The sequence below is a fragment of the Actinomadura vinacea genome (genome assembly GCF_039532545.1).
Lineage (GTDB): Bacteria > Actinomycetota > Actinomycetes > Streptosporangiales > Streptosporangiaceae > Spirillospora > Spirillospora vinacea.
Genome location: NZ_BAAARW010000008.1, coordinates 167007 through 186997 on the forward strand (window position 1 = coordinate 167007; position 19991 = coordinate 186997).

The following is a 19991-nucleotide window of genomic DNA, read 5'->3' on the forward strand; positions in this document are numbered from 1 at the left end:
CCCCCGCACTCGCGACCTTGACCATCCGCCGCCGAGCAACGATCGGGACCATGGATTCTTTCAGCGCAGCATTGACCGAAGCCGCCTCGCCCCACGCCGCGTGGGCGGCCGAACGCGTGGACCGTTACAACGCCCACCTCCGGGGGAAGCCCTTCGGCCGGGACATCGCCCGGGGCCTGGTGCACGTCGAGGACCGCGCCGTCCCCGCCGGACTGCTCGGCACCTACGCTGAGGACCGCACTTTCAAGTGGGGGTGGGCCTACGGCGACCCGCCCGGCGCGCCCGACGTCGTGCACGCCCAGCGCCTGCGGGAGATCGGCCTGCGCCTGGCCGTGCCCGAACTGACCGAGCCGCTGGTCGACCTGAACGGCTTCTCCGATCCCCGGCTCGCGGCCGAGCGGCTCGCGATCCTGGCCCTCGGGCTGCTGGGCGCCGGCGGGCTGGTCAGGCACGGCCACGGCGGCCGTGCGGTCACGTTCCTCATCAGCGACGACCCGGGCATCGAGGCGGCGGGACCGGAGCCGTCCATGATCGAAACCTGGCTGCGGGACGGCGCCGCGCTGTTCTCCGACCATGGACCGGGACCCGGCGCCGCCGTGGTGCGCGGCTATGCCGAACGCCATGACCTGCCCGTCCGGACGACGGCGGACGGTGTGGAGACGGGCGGTGTGGAGGCGGGCGGGGTGGAGTTCGACCTCCCCGGCGGCGGGCGCGTGCTGGCCCGGATCGGCGGCGGCGACCGGCTCGACAAGGTCGAGGTGACCGTGCCGGACGGCGACGTGCCTCCGCCGAGGGAACGCTACGCCCGCATCGTCGAACTCGAAGCGGACCAGCCGCTGCCCGACGGGCTGCTCAATGCCGCCGCCCCGGCCGTGCTCGGCGCTTTCCACGCGCAGTTCGCGCTGTGGGACCTGCTGAAGGAGAAGGGGTGGCGCGGAGACCCGGCGCCGGAGTGGGACCCTGCCGCAGGGAGGCTGCGCTTCGGCGACGTCCTGGACGTGGCGGCCCGCGCGATCGGCGGCCTCGACAGGGACTCCCACACCTGGGAATGGGCCGGCGACGACGCGGATGCGACCGGGTGGATCCGTTCGGTCGCGCGCGAGCACGGCGCCGGCCATCTGGCGGAGGACGTCGTGGAATTGGGCGACGGGCCCCGCTGGCAGTGGGTGGCCGGATTCCTGGCGCGCTCGGCGGCTCGGCCGGAGGGAACGCGCGGGACCTGGACGGTCGCGGGAGGCTCTGGCGGAAACCTTGAGTTCGAGGTCGCCGTCACCGACCCGGCCGCGCCGGAATGGGGCTCGCTGGGGGTGCTGTGCGCGGCCGTCGAGTCGGCGGCCGACATCCTGCAACCGCTCGTCCCGCGCGAACACAGGTACGCGGTGATGCGGTCCATGGTTTACGGCCATTTCGAAAGGCTGGGGATGGTGCCCTTCCACGTCGGCGAGCCCGACATGTTCATGGGCAATATGGGGCTGTACGAGGTGCGCGTGATGATCGCCTACGACGGCACAGTGAACAGCGCGCATTGGGGGATGCAAGGGACTCTCGGGTGAGGCGTACGCGATCGATTCCGTACCGGTTCGGTCACGGGGACTCGCTGATGCCATCGCCTCGCGTTTAGGGTCACTGGTCCGTTTCCAAGCCCGAAGAGGTGTCGCTGATGGAACGGCGGAGCTGTCCCGGCTGCCGGAATCCGATCGCGGATCCCGGCCCGGCGTGCCTGACGTGCGGGCTGCCGTTGCAAGGGGAACTGGCCGATGGCCTGTGGCGCGTGCAGCGCGAGATACGGGAGGCCGAAGCGGCTCTGCGTGAACTGGACGCGCGGCGCGCACGACTGGCGGAGCAGCATGCGGATCTGCTGAGGCGGCTGCGCGAGGAGCAGCACGCGGCCCGCGTTCCTGCCCTTCCGTCCGCCGCCGCGCCGGCGGCGGACGGAAGGGCCGCTCCTGCGCCCCCGAACCCCGCCGTACCGCTGGCCGAGCCTGACACGCGGGGCCCGCGACGTGACCTTTCGCGTTACGCGGTACAGAACCTGTTGCTGCTCTTGGGCGGCCTGATGCTCGGCATAGCTGCGATCGTGTTCACGGTGGTGAGCTGGGGGCACCTGAGCATCCGCGCGGCGATCCTGGCCACCGTAACTGCGGGAACCCTGGCCTTCCCCTGGCTCCTTGTCAGGCGGCGGCTGCATTCCACGGCCGAAACGGTCGCCTATATCGGCCTCGTGTTCCTTCCCCTTACCGGTGTGGCGCTCGTTAATGCCTTCGCGGGGCGTTCCAATGCGCCCGACGAAATGAACCTGCCGGGCTCCGAGAACACAGGGCTGTGGGCCGCGGCAGCAGTGGCGGCCGCGATGGCGGCGGTCTGGGCGGGATACGCGCGGATCGCTCCGCTCAGATTGCCCGCCCCCACGGCACTGGCGCTCGCCCAGGCACCACTGCCGCTGGCGGCCTTGGCGCTTGGACCGACAGCGGCCGGCGTCGCGCTGGCCTTGGTGCTGACGGCCGCGTTCGACCTGGCCGTCTGGCTGCGGGCCGATGGCGTGCCCGAACGCGCGGTGGCCGCCACCGCCGGGCTCGTGGCCGGTGCGGGCGGTACCGTGACGGCGTTCGTGGCGTCCTTCCCGGCAGCGTCTCCGGAGGCGGCGCTACGAGTATCCGCTGTGCTCGTACCGGCCGCGCTTCTCACCGCAGCTTGTGGCTGGTTCCTGAAAGACGAGGTGTTGCGCGGCGTCGCTTCCTGCCTCGCGGGTGCTTCCGTTGTGGCCGCATGCGCCGCCCCTTTGCGCGAGGTCGTCCCAAGCTCCTGGGCCGTTACGACGTACACGGCGTCCGCGTGCCTGCTGCTGACGTGCATTGGCTGGACGCCTGAACGGCTGCGCCACGGAGTGGGGACGGCCGGTGCGGGCGCCCTCACGCTGACCGTCGTGTGGGTGACACCGCAGGTCCTGGTCACGGCCACGGCGCCGCTGACCGGGTCGGTCGATGCCGCCGTTTGGAACGCCGACGGGGCACTGCCCGCACTGGGGCTCGGCACCGATGAAGTCGCGCAGATCGCGTCCCCCGGTGCACCGTTCGTTCTTGGGGCGGCGTCCCTTGTCGCTTTGGCATTGCGTAAGCGGCTGCCGAGCGACCTTGCCGAGATCGTGCCTGAGCGTGTGCCGCGTGCCGTGGCGCTGGTGCTCGCTGCGTCGGCGGTGCTCGCCCTACCGGCGGCGGTGGACGCACCGTACGGAGTGGCGGTCACCGTGGTGCTCGGGCTGGCCACGGTGTTGCTCGCCATCGCCGCTTGGTCAAGGGACAGGGTGTTCGCGTCGGTGGCCATCGGCATGGGTGTGTATCTCGCGCTGCTGACGTTCATGTGGCCCATGGGGGACGCGCCCTTGTGGCCGGTGGCCGCCGCCGTCGTGACGGTGGCGTTCGTGGGTCTGGCGGGACCCGCCCGTACGCCGGTCGCACGGGCGGTGTTGGCAGCGGGCGCGGTGCTCAGCAGCGGAGCGCTCCTCCTCGTGTTGTGGGACACGACCGGGTGGACGCCTCTGGTGCTGCCGTTCGTGCTTCTGGGCGTACGGCTCGTCGCGATGGTCGTCGTACGACTGACGCGTGGCCGCCCGCGCGCGCTTGCCCATGTCGCCGCGCTCGCCGTTTCCTCGGTGGTGGTGTCTCTGCTGGCGGTCGGAATCGCCACCGGCTGGACGCTGGTGGAGGGCACGGACTCGCATTGGCCGGGTGTGCTCGCACTTACTCTGGCCATCACCGCGCTCATGGGCGCCGCCTCGGCCTACACGCTGCGGCGGTTCAGGCTTCCGCGGGCCGGTTCGATCGGTGAGTCCTACGTCTTCGCAGTGCTGGCCCCACTCCCGCTGAGCGACGCGTTCTTTCCGGCGCTGTTCGGACCGTACGGGTGGCTCGCCAAAACATGGGCGGGCGCGGGCACAACGGAGAGCGCCCGTGACCTTCTGACGCCGGAGGCGGCCTGGACCGTACGGCCGATGCTCATGCCGGTCCTCGCGTTGGCGGCTCTCGCCGCAGTATGCGCGGCGGGCGTTCACCGTGGCCGGTGGGCTGCGCTCGGGGTCGCCCAGGTGGCCGTACCGGTCGTGCTTGCGCCTGTCCCGCTCGCCACCGACCTGCCCTACTGGGCGGCGTTGGCGTTCCTCGTCGTCCTGACGGCGGGCCTGGCGCTTTGGGCGGCCATGCACCGCACCGCCTCCGGGGGAACGGCCCTGTGGACGGCAACACTCGCCGTGTCCTGGTCCCTGGCAGACCAGACCGCCACGCTCGCGGTGCTCGCAGCCCTCGCGCTGGCGGGTGCGGTGTGCGCGCTCAGGGGCCGCGACTCGCCCGTCGCGTCCGTGGCGTCGGCGGTCACGACGCTGGCCGTCGGTGCCGAGGGAGCGGCGGCGGCGCTGGCCGCGGACCTGCCCGCGCACCACGCCGCGTTCGTGGTCCTTGCCATAGCCGCCCTTGCCGTTCGGGCCGGTGCGCTCCTCGAGGAGCGCCACCACTGGATCGCGCAAGCGCTCAATGCGGCCGCGCTGCTGCTCTGGTGCGGGGCGCTCAGCATGACGCTCACACACATGAACCAGTTGACCCTCGTCCTGGCACTGGGCGGACTGACAGCGGTGATGGCGGCGGCACGCCTGCGGGGCCAGGCGCGCATGGCGGTGCTCGTCTACGCCTGGCTAGCCGAGGGGCTCGCGCTACTGCTGCACCTGCGTCTACTGCTCCGGGCCGTGCTCAAGCCCTACGCGTGGGTCGGCGATCCTTGGTCTGAGGCCAGTGACTCGCTGCTGGGCGCAGTTCTTCCCTTGGGCGCAGCCATGGCCGCAGCCGCGACGGCAGGGATCGCCGCCCTGACGGCCATCGCAAGCGCCCGCCTCCTGAGAGGGGCACGAGGCGCGTACAAAGCCGGAGTCTTGGCGGTGCCCCCGGCCGTCCTCGTGGTGCCCGTGACGGCGGACCTTCCTTACGCGGCAGGGCTGGCCTTGGTATGCGTGCTGGCGACAGCACTTGCAATACGCGCCTCACTGCCGCGCGCCGCGGACTGGTACGCGGGCGGCATGGCTCTCTGGCTGACCACCCTCGCCGTTGCCTGGTCCCTGCTGATGCCCCTGCCGACGCTCGTCGTTGCGGGAGGCATCGCCGTGCTGGCGACGGGTTGCGGCTTGACCGCGCGCAATGAGGAGATGCGGTGCGGGGCGTCGGCGTTCGCGGTCCTGGCCGCGGGCGGTCTCGTGGCCGCCGTCGTTCTCGCGGGCGGCTTCCGGGTCGAACTCGCAGGGCTCGCCATGCTCGCGGCCGTGGCGGCACCGACCGCGCTCGGGGCTTGGGAGATCGGCCACCGGCGCCGCGGGGCCGCACTCGCCGTGGAGTTCGCGGGCTACGCAGTGGCCGTGATCGGCGTCGGCTTGGCGTGTGCAAGCGTTTCGTACGCCGTCCTGGCCCTGGCGTGCGCGGGAGTTCTCTTCCTGACGATCGCCTTCCGCGAGGACCGGCGCCGCCCCGCGCTAGGGGTCGGCGTGGTGCTGGTGCATCTCGCGTTGTGGCTCTGGCTCGCCGACCAGATGGTGGAGGCTCCGGAGGCGTACACGACAACGGTCAGCCTCCTCGGCCTGGCCGGCGGCTGGTGGCTGAGGCGCCGCGACGACCGCCGCTCCTCCTGGACCGCGTACGCGCCCGCGCTGACGCTGACGCTCGTGCCCAGCCTGGTCGTGGCCTGGAACGACGACGGCCTGGTACGCCCGCTGCTGCTGGGACTCGTCGCGTTCGCCGTGACCCTGGCCGGGGCGTGGGCCCGGCTGCAGGCCCTGCTGCTGTTCGGCGGGGCCGTCCTGGTGGTGAACGCCGCTCACGAGCTGTACCCGGCGCTGGCCGACCTCGTCGGAGACGGCCCGCGCTGGCTGCCGATCGCGCTGACCGGCGCCGCCCTGCTGTTCACAGGTGCCACCTACGAGCACCGCCTGCGCGACTTCCGCCGCGTCCGGAGGTCCATCGCCGGTATGAGGTGAACGCGAGCGGCACCCGATCGCCCGCGGGGCCGGGGGCGACGGCGCGGTGTCTGGGCCTTTTGCCCAGCTAAGGGCGTTACCATCTGCCCGGTCCCCGCGGGACCATTCCATGGTTTCACGCGATCGGCGGCACGTAACCCCCTGTTTGACAATGGTCCGGCCAGTGCGTCACCTGGCCGGTGAGGGCGCGCCGGGGACGCATCGCCGGCGGTGATCGCCCGGCAGGTGGGGTACGTGTCGGACTACGCGCTCGCCAACGCGTTCAAGCGCGAGTACGGGATCGCGCCCGGCCGGCATCGCGCCGCTCCGATGAGTTCCGGCGCCGATCCCGGTCTGCCTGGTGGAGACGCGGGATCCGATCCGGAGCGAAAGGCGCAGTGACGATGTTGCTCGACGGCAAGAACGCGGTGATCTACGGCGGTGGCGGGATGATCGGCGGGGCGGTGGCCCGGGCCTTCGCGGGCGAGGGCGCGACGGTGCACCTGGCCGGCCGCACGCCGGGGGGCCTTGAGGCGGTCGCGGCGGAGATCCGGGCGGCGGGCGGCACGGCCCGTACCGCCGTGCTGGACGCCCTGGACGCCCGGCAGGTGGACGAGCACGCCGACGCGGTCGCGGCCGAGGCGGGCGGGATCGACATCTCGTTCAACCTGATCTCGCACGGTGACGTGCAGGGCACCCCGATGATCGAGATGTCGCCGGAGGACTACGAGCGGCCGGTGGTGACCGCGCTGCGCACGAACTTCCTCACCGCGCGGGCGGCGGGCCGCCACATGAAGCGGCAGGGGGCGGGGGTGATCCTGTTCTTCGGCGGGTCGGGGGATCCGATGCGCGATTACAGCATCGGCGGCCTGCAGGTGGCGTTCGAGGTGCTGGAGTCGATGCGCCGGCAGCTGGCCGCCGAGCTGGGGGCGCACGGCGTGCGCACGGTCACGCTGCGGACCGGTGGCGTGCCCGAGAGCATCCCGAAGGATTTCGAGGGCCGCGCGGCACTCGAGGAGAGCCTGGAGGAGATGACGATGCTCGGCCGCACGGCGACGCTGGCGGACGTGGGGAACGTGGCGGCGTTCGTCGCCTCGGACCGGGCCCGCACCATGACCGCCGCCACGGTCAACGTCAGCTGCGGGGCACTGGTCGACTGACCCGGCCGGCGGGGCGTCCGGCGAGCAGGCCGACGACGGGGGCGAAGGCCTCCATGTCCCGGTCGGAGACCAGGTAGTAGGTGAAGCCGTAGCGGTCGCGGCGGGCGGCCATCTGCTCGGCGATGTGCTCGGGCGGGCCGACGAACTGCGAGGGCATCTCCAGCACGAGGTCGGTGGACGAGGTGCCCCATCCGCGCAGGACCGCGACGCGGGCGGCGGCCGCGCGCAGGTCCGGGCCGAAGGTCGGCGACACGAGCATGCTCAGCTCGACGCCGTCCCGCCCGGCCTCGTGCGCGGCCTCGCGGACGTGCGCGACCTTGCGGGCGATGGTGTCCGGCATCCGCTCGGAGATCTCGGCTGAGATGGTCCCGTCGGGCAGTGCGCGCGGCAGGACGCCCGCGATGTCGGCGTGCCGGCCGGCGATGCGGAGCATCCGGCGGCTGCCGGCGCCGACGAGGAGCGGGGGCGCCTGCGCGGGCCTGGGGAAGACGGTCAGATCGCGGACTTGGTAGTGCTCGCCGGTGAACGTCGCGGTCCCGCCGCCGAGGAGGTTTTTCAGGACGCGCAGCGATTCCTCCAGGCGGCCGACGCGGACGCCCGGCGCGTCGAACGGGATCCCGGCCCGCCCGTACTCCTCGCGCAGCCAGCCCGCGCCGATGCCGAGCTCGAAGCGTCCGCCCGACACGTGGTCGAGGGTGGCGGCCTCCTTGGCCAGGACGACCGGGTGCCGGTGGTCGTTGGCCAGGACCAGCGTCCCGACCCGGAGCGTGCGGGTGGCGAGGGCGGCGGCGGTGAGCGCGATCATCGGTGCGAGCTGGTCGCCGAACGGCTCGGTGACGAAGTGGTCCCGCAGTGTGAGCGTCGAGTACCCGAGCTCCTCCGCGCGCACCGCCAGGGCGGTCAGCTGCTCCATGGTGCGGGCCGACTCGCCCACGACCCCGAACCGGAACGGCCGCCCGTTCCCCGCGTCGTCTTCTGCACTCATGCGGGCCAGCTTCCCGGAGCGTCGCCGCCCGTGCTGGCGGGAATCCGACGTCGCGTTCTTTCGTCAGGTGGCCTTGACGTCAGGGCGTCCTGACGAGAAGATGGCGGCATGTCACCCGAAGAGCTGGACACCGCCCTCACGCTGCGGACCGCGCTCGCCCGCTACGAGGAGTTGCGCGCCCGCGACCTGTTCGAGGACGAGGAGCACGAGCCGCTGAGCCGCACCGAGGCGCTGGAGATGATCGCACTGGGCGAGGTGATCGCCCGCAAGGCCAGGAACGGCCGCCAGCTCGCGGTCCGGACGGCCCGCGAGCGGGGCGCCTCGTGGTCGCAGATCGGGCGGGCGCTGGGCACCAGCAAGCAGACCGCCTGGGAGACCCACAACCGCTGGATCGACCAGCAGGCCGAGCAGCGCCGCGACGCGGGCCACTGGGGCCTGGACGAAGCCGAGGTCGCCCGTGAACGCAAGCTGGCGGGCCGTCCCGACTAGGAGGCAGGGAAGGTGCTGTTCCGCTGAGGTCAGGAGGGCGCGATGCCGGCCGTGCGGTACTCCTCGTACAGGGCGAACAGCTCGCTCACCGGGACGGGCCTGCGGTCGGCCGCGGCGATCTCCTCGGCGCCGTCCAGCGTGGGGAGCGGCGGGTAGAAGCTCATGCCCTGGTCGTGGCGGAGGGCCGCGACGTCGTCCGCCCAGCCGGGCCAGCGGAGCGTCCAGTAGAAGTCGGTGAGGTTGCCGAGGATGAGGAAGCGCAGCCACATGCTGTGGCCGAAGACCCGCTTGGGGGTCTCCAGCAGCTTCCACTCCAGGTTCTCGGGCTGGAAGTAGCACATCTGGCCGGGCTCGCCGGGGCGCCCGTCCGCGCCGGGATCGGAGCCGTTGATCTCGAACCGGCCGCCGAGCACGTCGTACCCGACCAGCAGTGCGGGCGCCGGGCGGCGGCGTTCGGCGAGGGCGGGGTTGGCCTCGGCCAGGCTCGGCAGGCCCAACTCGGGAGAGCCGCCGCCGAGCACCCGGACCCAGCCGTTGTCGACCAGCACGCCGCCGGTGTGCAGGGCCAGCGCGCCCAGGAAGGAGCCCGCGCTGACCTGCATCCGGTGCAGCGCCTTCTCGCCCGCCTCGGGTGCCACGGGCAGGATCTCGGCCGTCTGGTGCCCGTCGGCACGGCCCAGCAGCTCCTGCAGCTCGGGCCAGGCGGGATCGGCGACGTCCTTGAGGTCGGCGATCGAACGGAGATCGCTCACGGTCGTGCGTCCTCCCATCGGTACGGGCCGGCGCCGGAAAGCCGGGCGGATCGGGGTGATTCGCGCGATCTTGCCAGATCATCGCGGGTGCGGGAGGGCGAATCGGGCAAGTCGGCGCCGGGCGGGGCGGGGAGCGGGAGGTCGCGCCGGGGTCCGGACCGGGCCGGGTGAGCAGGCTCACTCCGGCCGGGGTCCTTGACGGCCCCACCCCTTTCGCCTTGAGTTAGGTTCACCTAAGTTAGGTCTCCCTAAGTAGCAATGGCCCGGACGGGACGGCGATTCGCGTCCCGAGTGGAGGAACCGCATGGACCGTCCTCTGATCCCCGGCACGGTCGCCCTCGTGACCGGGGCGGCGCGCGGCGCCGGCGCCGACATCGCCCGCGCGCTCGCCGCCGCGGGAGCGCACGTCGTCGTGCTTGACCGGGACGCGGCCGGCGCCGGCGCGGCCGCCGCCGCGCTCGGGCCGCGCCGCGCGCTGGCCTGCCCCGCCGACGTGTTCGACGGGGACGCGGTCGAGGACGGCGTCGAGCGCGCCGAACGCGAGCTCGGCCCGATCGGCGTCCTGGTCAACGTCGCCGGGATCGTGCGCCCCGGCCCGCCCCCCGGCGCGCTGTGCGAGGACGGCTGGGCCGACGCCTTCGCGGTGAACGCGACCGGCGTGTTCCTGGTCTCCCGGGCCGTCGCGCGCCGCATGGTGCCGCGCCGCTCGGGCTGGATCCTGACTGTCGCCTCGGACACCGCCGTCCAGGTGCCGCGCCCGCGGCTGTCGGTCCGCGCCGCGTCCGGGGCGACGGCCGTGCAGTTCACCCGCTGCCTGGGGCGCGAGCTGGCGGAGTTCGGCGTCCGCTGCGAGGTGGTCGCGCCGGACGCCGCCGGGACGGCGTTGACCGCGCTCACCCGCCTGCGCGGCGTGGCCTGAGAAGCCGGGGTGCCGTGCTGCGGATCAGCGCGGGCCCGCGATGCCGTGCGGTTCCTTGGCGTCCGCGGCCGGTTCGAGGGCTTCGAGCCGCTCGGCGATGATGTCGTTTCCCGCCGCGGCCCACAGCACGCCGTAGAAGACGACCCCCGCCATGCCGAGGCCGGTCCGGTCGGCGGCGTCGCGGGGACGGTCCAGGACATGGTGCACGGCGCGGTCGCCCGTGACCCGCCGCTCGATGAACGGGTAGGCCGCGACCGCGGTCAGGAAGACGGCGACGACCAGCAGCGGGACGATGACGCCCAGCGCGCGGCTTGCCTTCGACGGTCTTCTGGGTGCTGAGGCCGCGGCGGAAGTCGGTGTGCTTCTGCATCCACGGCAGCACGATCGCGTGCAGCGGGATCAGTGCCAGCATCAGGCCGGGCAACCACGAGCACGTGCAGGATGTAGAGGCGCGGCACCAGGGCGGTTCCGGGGAACTCGCCGTCGAGGAGCAGGAAGCTCGCGTACGAGCTGCTCATTCGGAGGCGATGAACGCCTCGGCGCGGCGGAACAGGCCGAGGGTGATGGAGTGCAGCAGGTCGCCGGTCTCCTTCGCCGCCTTGCCCGCGAACGCACGGGCGTGCGTGCCCTCCAGCACGATGCCGAGCTTGAAGCAGGCCAGCACCGCGTACCAGATGATCGACGACAGGTCGCGGCCGGCGGTCGCGTCCTCGCGTGCGGCGTAGGCGGTGACCAGCTCGCCCGGCCCGGGCAGGCCTCCCGCGGCGCCCAGCGGCCCGGCCAGCGCCGCGCTCTCGTCGCCGTGGTGGGGCCAGGTGGCCAGCAGCCAGCCCAGGTCGAGCAGCGGGTCGCCGATCGTGCACATCTCCCAGTCCACGATCGCCGCGACGTCCGGGCCGTCCAGGGCGAACATCAGGTTGGCCAGGTGGTAGTCGCCGTGCATGATGCCCGGCCGCCAGAGGGCGGGGCGGTTGGCCTCCAGCCAGGTCGCCACCTTGTGCAGGCCGGGGATCTCGGGGCCGGGGTAGCCGTTCAGGGAGCCGTACCCCTCCAGTTCCGACATCCAGCGGCCGACCTGGCGCTCCAGGAACCCCTCGGGCCTGCCGAAGTCCGCCAGCCCCACCGCCTCGTGGTCGACGGCGGCCAGCGCCGACAGGGCCCTGGCGGCGTTCAGCCCCATCGCGTGCCGGATCGCCGGGTCGGAGGCGTGCGGCTCGGGGAGGGCGACCGAGGCGTTGAACCCCTCCACCGGGGTCATGAGGTAGAAGACCGCGCCGTGCATGACGTTCTCGTCGGTGCAGGCGGCGATCACGCGCGGGGCGGGCACGTCGGTGCCGTCCAGGGCCGTCAGCACCCGCGCCTCGCGCCGCAGCACGTCGTTGGTGCGGGTGCGCAGGTGGCGGGGGCCGCGGCGCAGCACGTAGCCGCGGCCCCCGCGGCGGAACCCGATCAGCACGTTCTGCGTGCCGCCGCCGAGCGGCTCGACCTCCTCGACCGGGCCGCCGGGCAGCTCCTGCTCGGCCATCCAGGCGTCGAGCACGGCGAAGTCCACGAGCGCGCGCTCGATGTTCCCGGGCTGCTGCACGGTGGTTCCTCCTTAGAGAGGGCCCGGCGAGGGCCCGCGGGCGGGTGGGCGCGACGGCGCCGCCCTCGTTGCGGAGAGTAACAGTCATGCACTTGCATTAGACATTGAGATGGGCGCATTATCGGTCGGGACGCGACCAGCGACGCCCGCGACGCCGAGGAGGCCGGGATGGCTTGGGACTTCGAGACCGACACCGAGTACCAGGAACTGCTCGACTGGGCCGACGCCTTCGTCCGGGACGAGGTCGAGCCCCTCGACCTGGTGCTCGGCGACCCCTACGACAAGGCCGACCCGAGCTTCAGGCGACTGGTCCGCCCTTTGCAGCGGCAGGTCAGGGAACGCGGCCTGTGGGCCTGCCACCTCGGCCCCGACCTCGGCGGCCAGGGCTACGGCCAGGTCAGGCTGGCCCTGCTGAACGAGATCCTGGGCCGCTCCCGGTTCGCGCCCTCGGTGTTCGGCTGCCAGGCCCCCGACTCCGGCAACGCCGAGATCATCGCCCACTTCGGCACCGAGGAGCAGAAGAAGCGCTACCTCGCGCCGCTGCTGGACGGCGAGATCTCCTCCTCGTACTCGATGACCGAGCCGCACGGCGGCGCCGACCCCACGCTGTTCACCACCCGCGCCGAACGCGACGGCGACGGCTGGGTCGTCAACGGCGAGAAATGGTTCTCCTCCAACGCCAGGCACGCCGCCTTCGTCATCGTGATGGCGGTGACCGACCCCGACGTGAGCGCGTACGAGGGCATGTCCATGTTCATCGTGCCCGCCGGGACGCCGGGGCTGACCATCGTCCGCAACGTCGGCGTCGGCGGCGAGCGCGAGGGCTCGCACGGCTACCTGCGCTACGAGGACGTCCGGGTGCCCGCCGATAACCTGCTCGGCGAGGAGGGCGGCGCGTTCGCCATCGCCCAGACCCGGCTCGGCGGCGGCCGCATCCACCACGCCATGCGCACGATCGCCCAGGTGCGCAAGGCGTTCGACATGATGTGCGAGCGCGCGGTGTCGCGGCAGACCAGGTACGGGCCGCTGGCCAAGCTCCAGATGACCCAGGAGAAGATCGCCGACAGCTGGATCGAGATCGAGCAGTTCCGGCTGCTGGTGCTGCACACCGCCTGGCTCATCGACAAACACCAGGACTACCGCAAGGTCCGCAAGGACATCGCCGCCGTCAAGGCCGCCATGCCCAAGGTGTTCCACGACGTCGTCCAGCGGGCCATGCACCTGCACGGCGCGCTGGGCGTCTCGGGCGAGATGCCGTTCGCGAAGATGCTGCTGGGCGCGCAGGCGATGGGCATCGCCGACGGCCCCACCGAGGTCCACAAGATCACGGTGGCCCGGCGGCTTCTGCGAGACTACGAACCGGTCGAGGGGCTGTGGCCCAGCGGCCACCTGCCCACCCGCCGCGAGGCGGCCCGTGAACGCTACGCCGCCGCCCTGGAACACGCCCTAGGGAACGAGTGACCGACACGCCCGCCGGCCCGGCGGCGCCCGCCCCGACCCGCGAGCGCCTGCTGGACGCCGCACAGCGCCTGTACGCCCGGCGCGGCCTGGACGCCGTCAGCCTCCGCGAGATCAACCAGGCCGCGGGGGCGCGCAACGCCACCGCCGTCCAGTACCACTTCCGCGACCGGGCCGGGATCGTCCGCGCGATCATCGCCCGGCACCGCCCCGACGTCGAGGCGCGGCGGCACGCCTTGCTGGACGCCTACGAGTCGGCGGGCCGCGACGACATGCGGGCGCTGGCGGCGGCGCTGGTACGGCCCCTGGCCGCCCGGCTGGCCGACGAGGGCGGCCGCGACTTCCTGCAGATCTGGGCGGCCGTCCTCAACCGTCCCGACCCGACCCCCTCCACGGAGGCGCTGGAGGACCCCTCCGACAGCGTCTACCGGTGGCGGATGCTGGTGCAGCCGCTGCTGGAGGAGGACGCGGCACGCCTGCACCGGCGCTTCACCGCGCTCCTGTACGCCTCGATCGAACTGGGCCGCCGCGCCCGCTCCGGGCCGCGCACCGACGACCGGTTGTTCACCAGCTACCTGATCGACGTCGTCACCGCGATCCTGGGCGCCCCGGTGGCGGAGGAGACCCGCCGCCTGGCCGCCGAACGCGACGCCGCCCGCGGCACGGGCTGACCGGCACACGTCTCGGCCGCGGCACGCCTGGACACCCCGAAATTGGGCGGAGACGTCCGGGTTCGCGGTGCTACGGTGCGGGAGCCGGCCGCGGGACTCCGGTGCGACTTCCGTAACTCGTTCTATGAAAACGATGATTCGCCGTTCGCGCCCCCACTCCCCGGCCGGCACCCGGGGTCTTCCGACGGGCGGGGCGGGATGAGCGAGTCGATGGGCGACCTGGTCGCCTGCGAGGACGTGCTGATGTTCGTCAACGCCGCCATCACCTCCACCGGCCAGCGCGAGTTCCACCACTACGCGGGCGACCAGCGGCTCTCGCTTGCCTTCCTGCACGAGTACATGCTGGCCAACTACCGCGAGCTGTACGCGGCGGCGCTCGCGCTGAACATCAACGACCACAACGCGGTGCTGATCGTCCGCAACCTGCTCGTGTACGCCTCGGAGGTCCCCCTCGAGCGGCGCCGCGCCGAGGGGCGGCTGATCGCGGCCCGGCTGCGGCTGCTGCCGCCGCAGCGGGTGCTGCGGATGTTCCGCGACCTGCGCCAGGTCGGACTGAACAACCGCCGCACCCGCGCCATCATCCAGGAGTGGATGGCCTCCCGTCCCGACCCCGCCTTCGACGCCGTCAAGTACCGCGGCGTGGTCAAGGATGTGGTCCGGCACGCCCACCTGTCCCCTCCAGGCGGGGGCGTCACCCGCGGTGAGCTGGGCGCTTTCCTGTTCGCGCCGCACAGCCGCCGCGCGTTCCGCACGCCGATGTTCGAGACCTGGCGACGCGCGCACTACGAGCAGGCCGCCCTGTACGACCTGCCCTACACGGTCGCCGAGGGCTTCGCGGCCAAGCACGGCATCCCCAGGAAGGTGTTCCTCGAGCGCATCGAGCCGCGCATGACCCGCCTCGAACGCCTGCGCCTCCAGGAGAGCGCCCGCGGGCACAAGGCCGGTGCCGTCGCCGCGGATCTGTCGGGCATGCCGCTGACCAGGCTCGCCACCTACGTGCTCTCGCTGTCCCTGGACGACCGGGTCGAGCGCCGCGACGAGCTCACCGGCGCCCTGCGCGCCGCCGCGCTCCGCGCCGCCGGTTCCCTGGCGGGCCGGTGGGGGCGCGTCACCGCCGTGCTGGACGACAGCTTCTCCACCACCGGCTCCGGGCAGAAGCGCCGCCGCCCACTCGCCGTGGCGCTGGCCTGCCACCACCTCCTGCGGGCACTCGCCTCCGACTACACCCCGCTGTGGCTCTCGGGACGCGCCGACGAGCTGCTGCTGTACCCGTTCGGGCCCTCGCCCCTCGGCGAACGGATCCTGGACGCCCTCGACACCGGCCCCGAGCGCCTGGTCGTCGTCTCCGACGGCTGGGACAACGCTCCGCCGGGCCTGGCCGCCGAGGTCCTGCGGGTCTGGCGCACCCGGCTCGACCCGCACCGCCGCGTGGCGATCACCCATCTGAACCCGGTGTACGACGCCGACGACTTCGACGTGCGGCGGCTCGCGCCCACGGTCCCCACCGCCGGCATCCGGGACGCCGAGGACCTGCCCACCCTCGTCGAACTGGCCCGTTTCGCCGAGGGCCGGGTCGGGCTCGACGACATCCGCGCGTACCTTGACGAGCGGGTCGCGCTCTTCACCGGGAGCGGCCGGTGAAGCCGCTGACTCTCGCGGGGCTGACCACCCGTCCCGCGCAGACCTGGGGGTCGGTGCGGCTCGTCCCGCTGGTCCGCCGGGCGCCGGTGCCCGATCTGCGGCTGCACCGCCGCGTCTACGACGAGCCCTCGGTCGTCGACGTGGGCGACGGCACCGTCTACACCTCGTTCATCCCGCACGCCTTCGTCGCGACCTGGACGGACACCGACGGGCCCGCCGCCGCGTACGGCACCCGGCTGCTGGAGAAGGACGACGCCGGGCTCGTCTCGCGGAACCTGCCGATCAAGGTCCGGCGGCGGATGGCGCGCCGCGTCGCCAAGGACCGGCTGCGCTTCCTGCCCCTGCACCTGGCCGTCGAGGGCTACCTGGCGCTGCACTTCGGCGGCCCCGAGATCGCCTGGGAGGAATGGTCGCAGCGGGCCCTGCGCGGCGGCCTGTCGCCCCGTTCCGAGCGGACCTACCTGGGCCTGGCCGTCCAGGGGCTGGAGGACGCGCTGGGGATCTTCGAGGTGCACCCCGGCCAGTGCGGCGTCATGGTGTACGTCGCCGACGCGCTCGCCGCCGCCTTCGTGGTCCCGCACCCCGACGACTACCGGGCCCTGCACGCCACCCTCGTGGAGGACCTCTTCGGGGAGACGATCTACCAGTACGGGCTGCTCAACCTGCCCGCCGCCGACATGGACGTGCGGATCGACGGCACGCGGGTGCGCTCCCTGGCGGACCTGCGGGCCCAGGCGGGCCGGCGGCAGGCCGAATGGGCGGCGTTCCACGACGAGGTCATGGCCGGCGAGCTTTTCGACCCGGACGGCACATACCAGGCCGTCCAGCACCTCAACCGCTTCGAGCTGGGCCGTTTCCTGCCCTCCTTCTCGCTCCGCCGCGAGAACCACATCGGCGAGGCCATCACCGACAAGAGGGGCAGGGTCGCCTACCTCAAGTCGTTCCGGCTGTCGGACGGCCAGGTCCGCCGCGGCTACCTGCTCACCCGGCTGGCCGCGCACGGCTGGAACCTGGAGGAGGCCGCGACCGCCCTGGGCACCAACGCCGCCGGTCTGGGAATGCGCCTGGAACGCGCGGGCTTCGGCTACCTGCTGTGCCAGGACGTGCTGGACCACTACCGTGCCCAGCACCGCCGCGGCACAGCGCCGGAAAAGCGCTGAGAGCCCGCTAGGGGCGCAGGCCGGCGAAGAGGTCGTCCTCGTGGTCGGGGGCGTCGACGCGGCAGAAGTGGCGGATGAACAGTTCGCTGCCCAGCATCATCCGCTGCGCCTCGTCCGGGAGGCGCAGGAAGAAAATGTTCTCGCTCTGGCTCGCGTGCGCCTCCATCGCCTTGATCTTGCGTCCGACATGGGCCGAGACGTCCAGCACGCTGGTGATCACCTCGTCCGGGACGCCGAAGTCCTCCGGAAGCTCGGACATGTCCACGTCCATGCCGGACTCCTTGAAATACTCGAACATCTGCTGCACGCCCGAGCGCGTGATGGCCGTGTAGTAGAGCTTGTCGGGGATCCCGGTCGACTCGGCCGCGGCGACCGCGACCCGGTGGGCCTGGATGTGGTCGGGATGCCCGTAGCCGCCGGTCTCGTCATAGGTGACCACGACCTGCGGGCGGTAGTGCTCCATCAACTCCGCGAGCCGCTTGGCGGCCGTCTCCACCGGCACGTTGGCGAACGCCTCCGGGTGCCCGTTGGTGTCCCAGCCGACCATCCCCGAGTCGCGGTGGCCGAGCAGCTCGACATGGCCGATGCGCAGCAGGTCCGCCGACTCCCGCAGCTCCGCCAGCCGCCGCCGCGCCACCTCGTCGGCGTCATGCCCCGGCTCGGTCGGTTTCAGCCCGCCCGCGTCATCGCCGGCCTCGCCGTTCGTGCAGGTCACCAGGACGGTGCGGATGCCCTCTTCCGCGCAGCGGGCCAGGAGCCCGCCCGTGGTGAGGACCTCGTCATCGGGGTGCGCGTGCACCGCCATCAGGGTGAGCTGGGACTCCATCGAATCTCCTCATCGATTAGCAGGCCCCCACTTTATTGCTCGCGACCGGTCCCTCGACCGATCTTGATCAGGTCTGCGAGGACGCCTCGACCGCGGACAGGTCGGCGGCGGTGAGGGGATGCGCCGGGGCCTCGAAGGGGAACAGCGAGGTGGCCTCCAGCCCGTCCACCACCAGCAGCTCTCCCGGCCGGAGCGGCCGCCAGTCCGGATCGTCGTCCATCCGCTCGCTGGCGACGACGTAGGCGGGGGTGCGCCGCCGGCCGTTGGCCGACTCCAGATCCAGGCTCCCGAGCTCGTGCGCGGACGCCAGATGCCGGCCGGCGCCGCTCAGCTCCGGCTCCAGGACCCACAGCTCGTTCGGGTCCGGATAGCGCAGCGCCCACAGCCGGCGCGGCTCCGCCAGCAGGACGTTCAGCGAGTAGACCGGCAGCTCGGAGGTGATCCGGCGCACCGCCGAGATCAGGCCCGCGGTCGTGTCGCCGCGCCGCCGGATCTCCGCGGTGATATAGGCGAAGACCAGCTCCGAGTCGGTCTGGCCCTCCATCAGCGCCCGGTCCACGTCGGTGAGCCACGACTCCAGCACGTCGAGGCCCTGCACCACGCCGTTGTGGGCGAACAGCCGGTCGTTCATGTCGAACGGGTGGGCGTTGTGGACGCTGACCGTGCCCGTCGAGGCGTACCGCACGTGCGAGACGAACGTGTGCGACACCACGTTGTGGGCCTCGGAGACGAAGTCGGTGTTCTCGTACGCGGCGATCGGCGCCCGGTCCCGGACCGGCTCGTCCCCGAGGGAGAACCAGCCCAGGCCCGTGCCGTCGGGCATCCGGCGGCTGGCCGCCTGCAGGCTCTGGGGCGCGTCCAGCAGCCAGAACGTGGCCCGCACCCGCGGCCCGCCGGTGGTCATACCGAAGAGTCGGCACATGTCTCCACCATGACCGACCCGTCACCGCCGCACCAGCCCCACCCCCCGATCAGGGTGATCAACGATCCCGATCCGGCCCGAAAGGCCTTCGCCGCGAAGACGGTCATGGCGTACGGTCCCGATATGGGGACCCCGGTGGTGCTGCTGGACGTCGATGGCGTGCTCAACCCGTTCGAGCGGCCGCACCGGGGGTTCCGGCGCCACCGGTGCTCGCCGGACGGCGTCACCTACCGGCTGTGGCTCTACTCCGGGCACGGCCGCATGCTGCTCGACCTGGTCGAGTCCGGCGGGGCCGAGCTGGCCTGGGCCTCCTACTGGTGCGATGCCGCCAACGTCTGGATCGGCCCCAGGGTCGGACTGCCCGATCTTCCCTTCGTGCCGATCCCGGGCTTCCCTGGGCTCACCGAGGGCGTCTCGCTGGGCGCGTGGAAGGCTCGCCATGTCGCGGCCTGGACGGACGGACGGCCGTTCGTCTGGTTCGAGGACGAGCCCGACGCCACCGACTGCGTGGCCGGAGAACCGGGCGTCGGCGACCACCTGCTGGTCGCCGTCGACCCGCGGACGGGACTGACCGAGGAGCACATCGAACGCGCCTCGGAGTGGCTGCGCGCCCTGACACGCTGAAGGCGACGGCGGCCCCGGAACCGTGCCCCGGGGCGCGCCGCCGCTTCGGAGATGATCGTCAGCAGTGGTCGTTGACGAGGCCGGTGAGGGCGGCCTTCTCGGCCGAGTCGACGGTGAGGCCGTAGCGGTACTTCACGTCCGTCCAGGAACGCGCGTACATGCAGCGGAAGGCGGTGCGGGACGGGATCCACTCCGCCGGGTCCTTGTCGCCCTTGGACTGGTTGACGTTGTCGGTGACGGCCCAGAGCTGGGAGCTGGCGCGGTCGTTGGCGAAGCCCTCGCGCCGCGCGGTGGTCCAGGAGGAGGCGCCCGAGCGCCAGGCCTCGGCGAGCGGGACCATGTGGTCGATGTCGACGTCGGACGCCTGGGTCCAGGTGGCGCCGTCGTACGGGCTGTACCAGCTCCCGGACACGGCGGCGCAACTGGAGTTGGTCTGCACGTTGGTGCCGTCCCGCTGCAGCACGACCTCGCGCGTGTTGCAGGCGCCGGAGACGGTGCTCCAGTGCGGGAACTTGTCGCGGTCGTAACCGCTGGAGGAGCCCTCGGCGGCGACGGTCAGGTCCGCCAGGTGCTCGAGGGTGGTGGCCTTTCCGGGTGGGGCGGGGGGCTCGGCGTAGGCGGCCGGCGCGGTCAGCGCGGTGACGGCCAGGCCGCCGGCCAGCACGGTGGTGAGAGCGGTGACGGTGATGCCCGTGCGTTTCACGGGGGTTCCCTCCTCCGGCTCGGGAGCATCAGCCGCACCAGTGTCGTTTAAATGGATAAACCGGAAATGTCCGTTAGCTTCCGGCAAGATCACGGGTTTGTTACGGAGAG

At 72.4% G+C, this 19991-nt stretch carries 18 protein-coding genes; 11 read left to right on the forward strand and 7 right to left on the reverse strand.

Going from position 1 to position 19991, the window contains the following annotated elements:
- Positions 1-50: 50 nt before the first annotated feature.
- The 4 genes from ABD340_RS11590 to ABD340_RS11605 all read left to right on the forward strand — a co-directional run bounded on the left by ABD340_RS11590 (position 51) and on the right by ABD340_RS11605 (position 7146).
- Positions 51-1553 carry a DUF6882 domain-containing protein gene (locus tag ABD340_RS11590; RefSeq protein ID WP_344588767.1) on the forward strand — a complete coding sequence of 501 codons (1503 nt, stop codon included), beginning with the start codon at positions 51-53 and terminating at the stop codon, positions 1551-1553.
- A gap of 107 nt (positions 1554-1660) precedes the next feature.
- Entirely contained in the window at positions 1661-6007 is a 4347-nt protein-coding gene (locus ABD340_RS11595; protein ID WP_344588768.1) for an SCO7613 C-terminal domain-containing membrane protein, read from the forward strand.
- A 234-nt stretch (positions 6008-6241) separates the two neighbouring features.
- Complete coding sequence (locus ABD340_RS11600; RefSeq protein ID WP_344588770.1) at positions 6242-6388, forward strand: hypothetical protein; 147 nt, start codon at positions 6242-6244, stop codon at positions 6386-6388.
- Positions 6389-6390: 2 nt separating this feature from the next.
- Positions 6391-7146, forward strand: coding sequence for an SDR family NAD(P)-dependent oxidoreductase (locus ABD340_RS11605; protein WP_344588815.1), 756 nt, complete (start codon positions 6391-6393; stop codon positions 7144-7146).
- Here ABD340_RS11605 and ABD340_RS11610 read toward each other — a convergent pair.
- Positions 7121-8131 (reverse strand): TIGR03621 family F420-dependent LLM class oxidoreductase, encoded by a 1011-nt coding sequence (locus ABD340_RS11610; protein WP_344588771.1) that lies wholly within the window; start codon positions 8129-8131, stop codon positions 7121-7123. The genes ABD340_RS11605 and ABD340_RS11610 overlap by 26 nt on opposite strands.
- 108 nt (positions 8132-8239) lie before the next feature.
- Between ABD340_RS11610 and ABD340_RS11615 the strand changes: the two genes are divergently transcribed.
- On the forward strand, positions 8240-8620 hold the full coding sequence (locus tag ABD340_RS11615; RefSeq protein ID WP_344588772.1) for a helix-turn-helix domain-containing protein: 381 nt from the start codon (positions 8240-8242) through the stop codon (positions 8618-8620).
- A gap of 29 nt (positions 8621-8649) precedes the next feature.
- Here ABD340_RS11615 and ABD340_RS11620 read toward each other — a convergent pair whose 3' ends face one another.
- Entirely contained in the window at positions 8650-9372 is a 723-nt protein-coding gene (locus tag ABD340_RS11620) for a DUF2625 family protein (protein ID WP_344588773.1), read from the reverse strand.
- A 304-nt stretch (positions 9373-9676) separates the two neighbouring features.
- Here ABD340_RS11620 and ABD340_RS11625 point away from each other — a divergent pair, with 304 nt between their 5' ends.
- A complete protein-coding gene (locus ABD340_RS11625) occupies positions 9677-10291 on the forward strand; it encodes an SDR family NAD(P)-dependent oxidoreductase (RefSeq protein WP_344588774.1) in 615 nt (204 codons plus the stop codon).
- A 24-nt stretch (positions 10292-10315) separates the two neighbouring features.
- Here ABD340_RS11625 and ABD340_RS11630 read toward each other — a convergent pair whose 3' ends face one another.
- Both ABD340_RS11630 and ABD340_RS11635 read right to left on the reverse strand, forming a co-directional pair.
- Positions 10316-10498 (reverse strand): hypothetical protein, encoded by a 183-nt coding sequence (locus tag ABD340_RS11630; protein ID WP_344588776.1) that lies wholly within the window; start codon positions 10496-10498, stop codon positions 10316-10318.
- A 307-nt stretch (positions 10499-10805) separates the two neighbouring features.
- Entirely contained in the window at positions 10806-11876 is a 1071-nt protein-coding gene (locus ABD340_RS11635) for a phosphotransferase family protein (protein ID WP_344588777.1), read from the reverse strand.
- A 168-nt stretch (positions 11877-12044) separates the two neighbouring features.
- On the opposite strand from ABD340_RS11635, the gene ABD340_RS11640 reads away from it, so the two are divergent.
- The 4 genes from ABD340_RS11640 to ABD340_RS11655 all read left to right on the forward strand — a co-directional run bounded on the left by ABD340_RS11640 (position 12045) and on the right by ABD340_RS11655 (position 16806).
- The gene (locus tag ABD340_RS11640) at positions 12045-13337 is read left to right on the forward strand and encodes an acyl-CoA dehydrogenase family protein (RefSeq protein WP_344588778.1); all 1293 of its coding nucleotides are present in this window, start codon (positions 12045-12047) and stop codon (positions 13335-13337) included.
- The gene (locus tag ABD340_RS11645) at positions 13334-14005 is read left to right on the forward strand and encodes a TetR/AcrR family transcriptional regulator (RefSeq protein ID WP_344588779.1); all 672 of its coding nucleotides are present in this window, start codon (positions 13334-13336) and stop codon (positions 14003-14005) included. Before ABD340_RS11640 ends, ABD340_RS11645 begins: the two co-directional genes overlap by 4 nt.
- A 198-nt stretch (positions 14006-14203) precedes the next feature.
- Entirely contained in the window at positions 14204-15646 is a 1443-nt protein-coding gene (locus tag ABD340_RS11650) for a hypothetical protein (RefSeq protein ID WP_344588780.1), read from the forward strand.
- Positions 15643-16806: an ARPP-2 domain-containing protein gene (locus ABD340_RS11655; RefSeq protein ID WP_344588782.1), complete on the forward strand. Its 1164-nt coding sequence runs from the start codon at positions 15643-15645 to the stop codon at positions 16804-16806. The genes ABD340_RS11650 and ABD340_RS11655 overlap by 4 nt, the downstream gene beginning before the upstream one ends.
- A gap of 7 nt (positions 16807-16813) precedes the next feature.
- On the opposite strand, the gene ABD340_RS11660 is transcribed toward ABD340_RS11655, so the two are convergent.
- Positions 16814-17632 (reverse strand): PIG-L family deacetylase, encoded by an 819-nt coding sequence (locus ABD340_RS11660; protein WP_344588783.1) that lies wholly within the window; start codon positions 17630-17632, stop codon positions 16814-16816.
- Positions 17633-17699: 67 nt separating this feature from the next.
- The gene (locus ABD340_RS11665) at positions 17700-18554 is read right to left on the reverse strand and encodes a class II glutamine amidotransferase (RefSeq protein WP_344588784.1); all 855 of its coding nucleotides are present in this window, start codon (positions 18552-18554) and stop codon (positions 17700-17702) included.
- 123 nt (positions 18555-18677) lie between these two features.
- Between ABD340_RS11665 and ABD340_RS11670 the strand changes: the two genes are divergently transcribed.
- Entirely contained in the window at positions 18678-19178 is a 501-nt protein-coding gene (locus ABD340_RS11670; protein WP_344588785.1) for an HAD domain-containing protein, read from the forward strand.
- 58 nt (positions 19179-19236) lie between these two features.
- Here the strand turns inward: ABD340_RS11670 and ABD340_RS11675 are convergent, their stop codons facing one another.
- Entirely contained in the window at positions 19237-19881 is a 645-nt protein-coding gene (locus tag ABD340_RS11675) for a GmrSD restriction endonuclease domain-containing protein (RefSeq protein ID WP_344588787.1), read from the reverse strand.
- Positions 19882-19991: the final 110 nt, after the last annotated feature.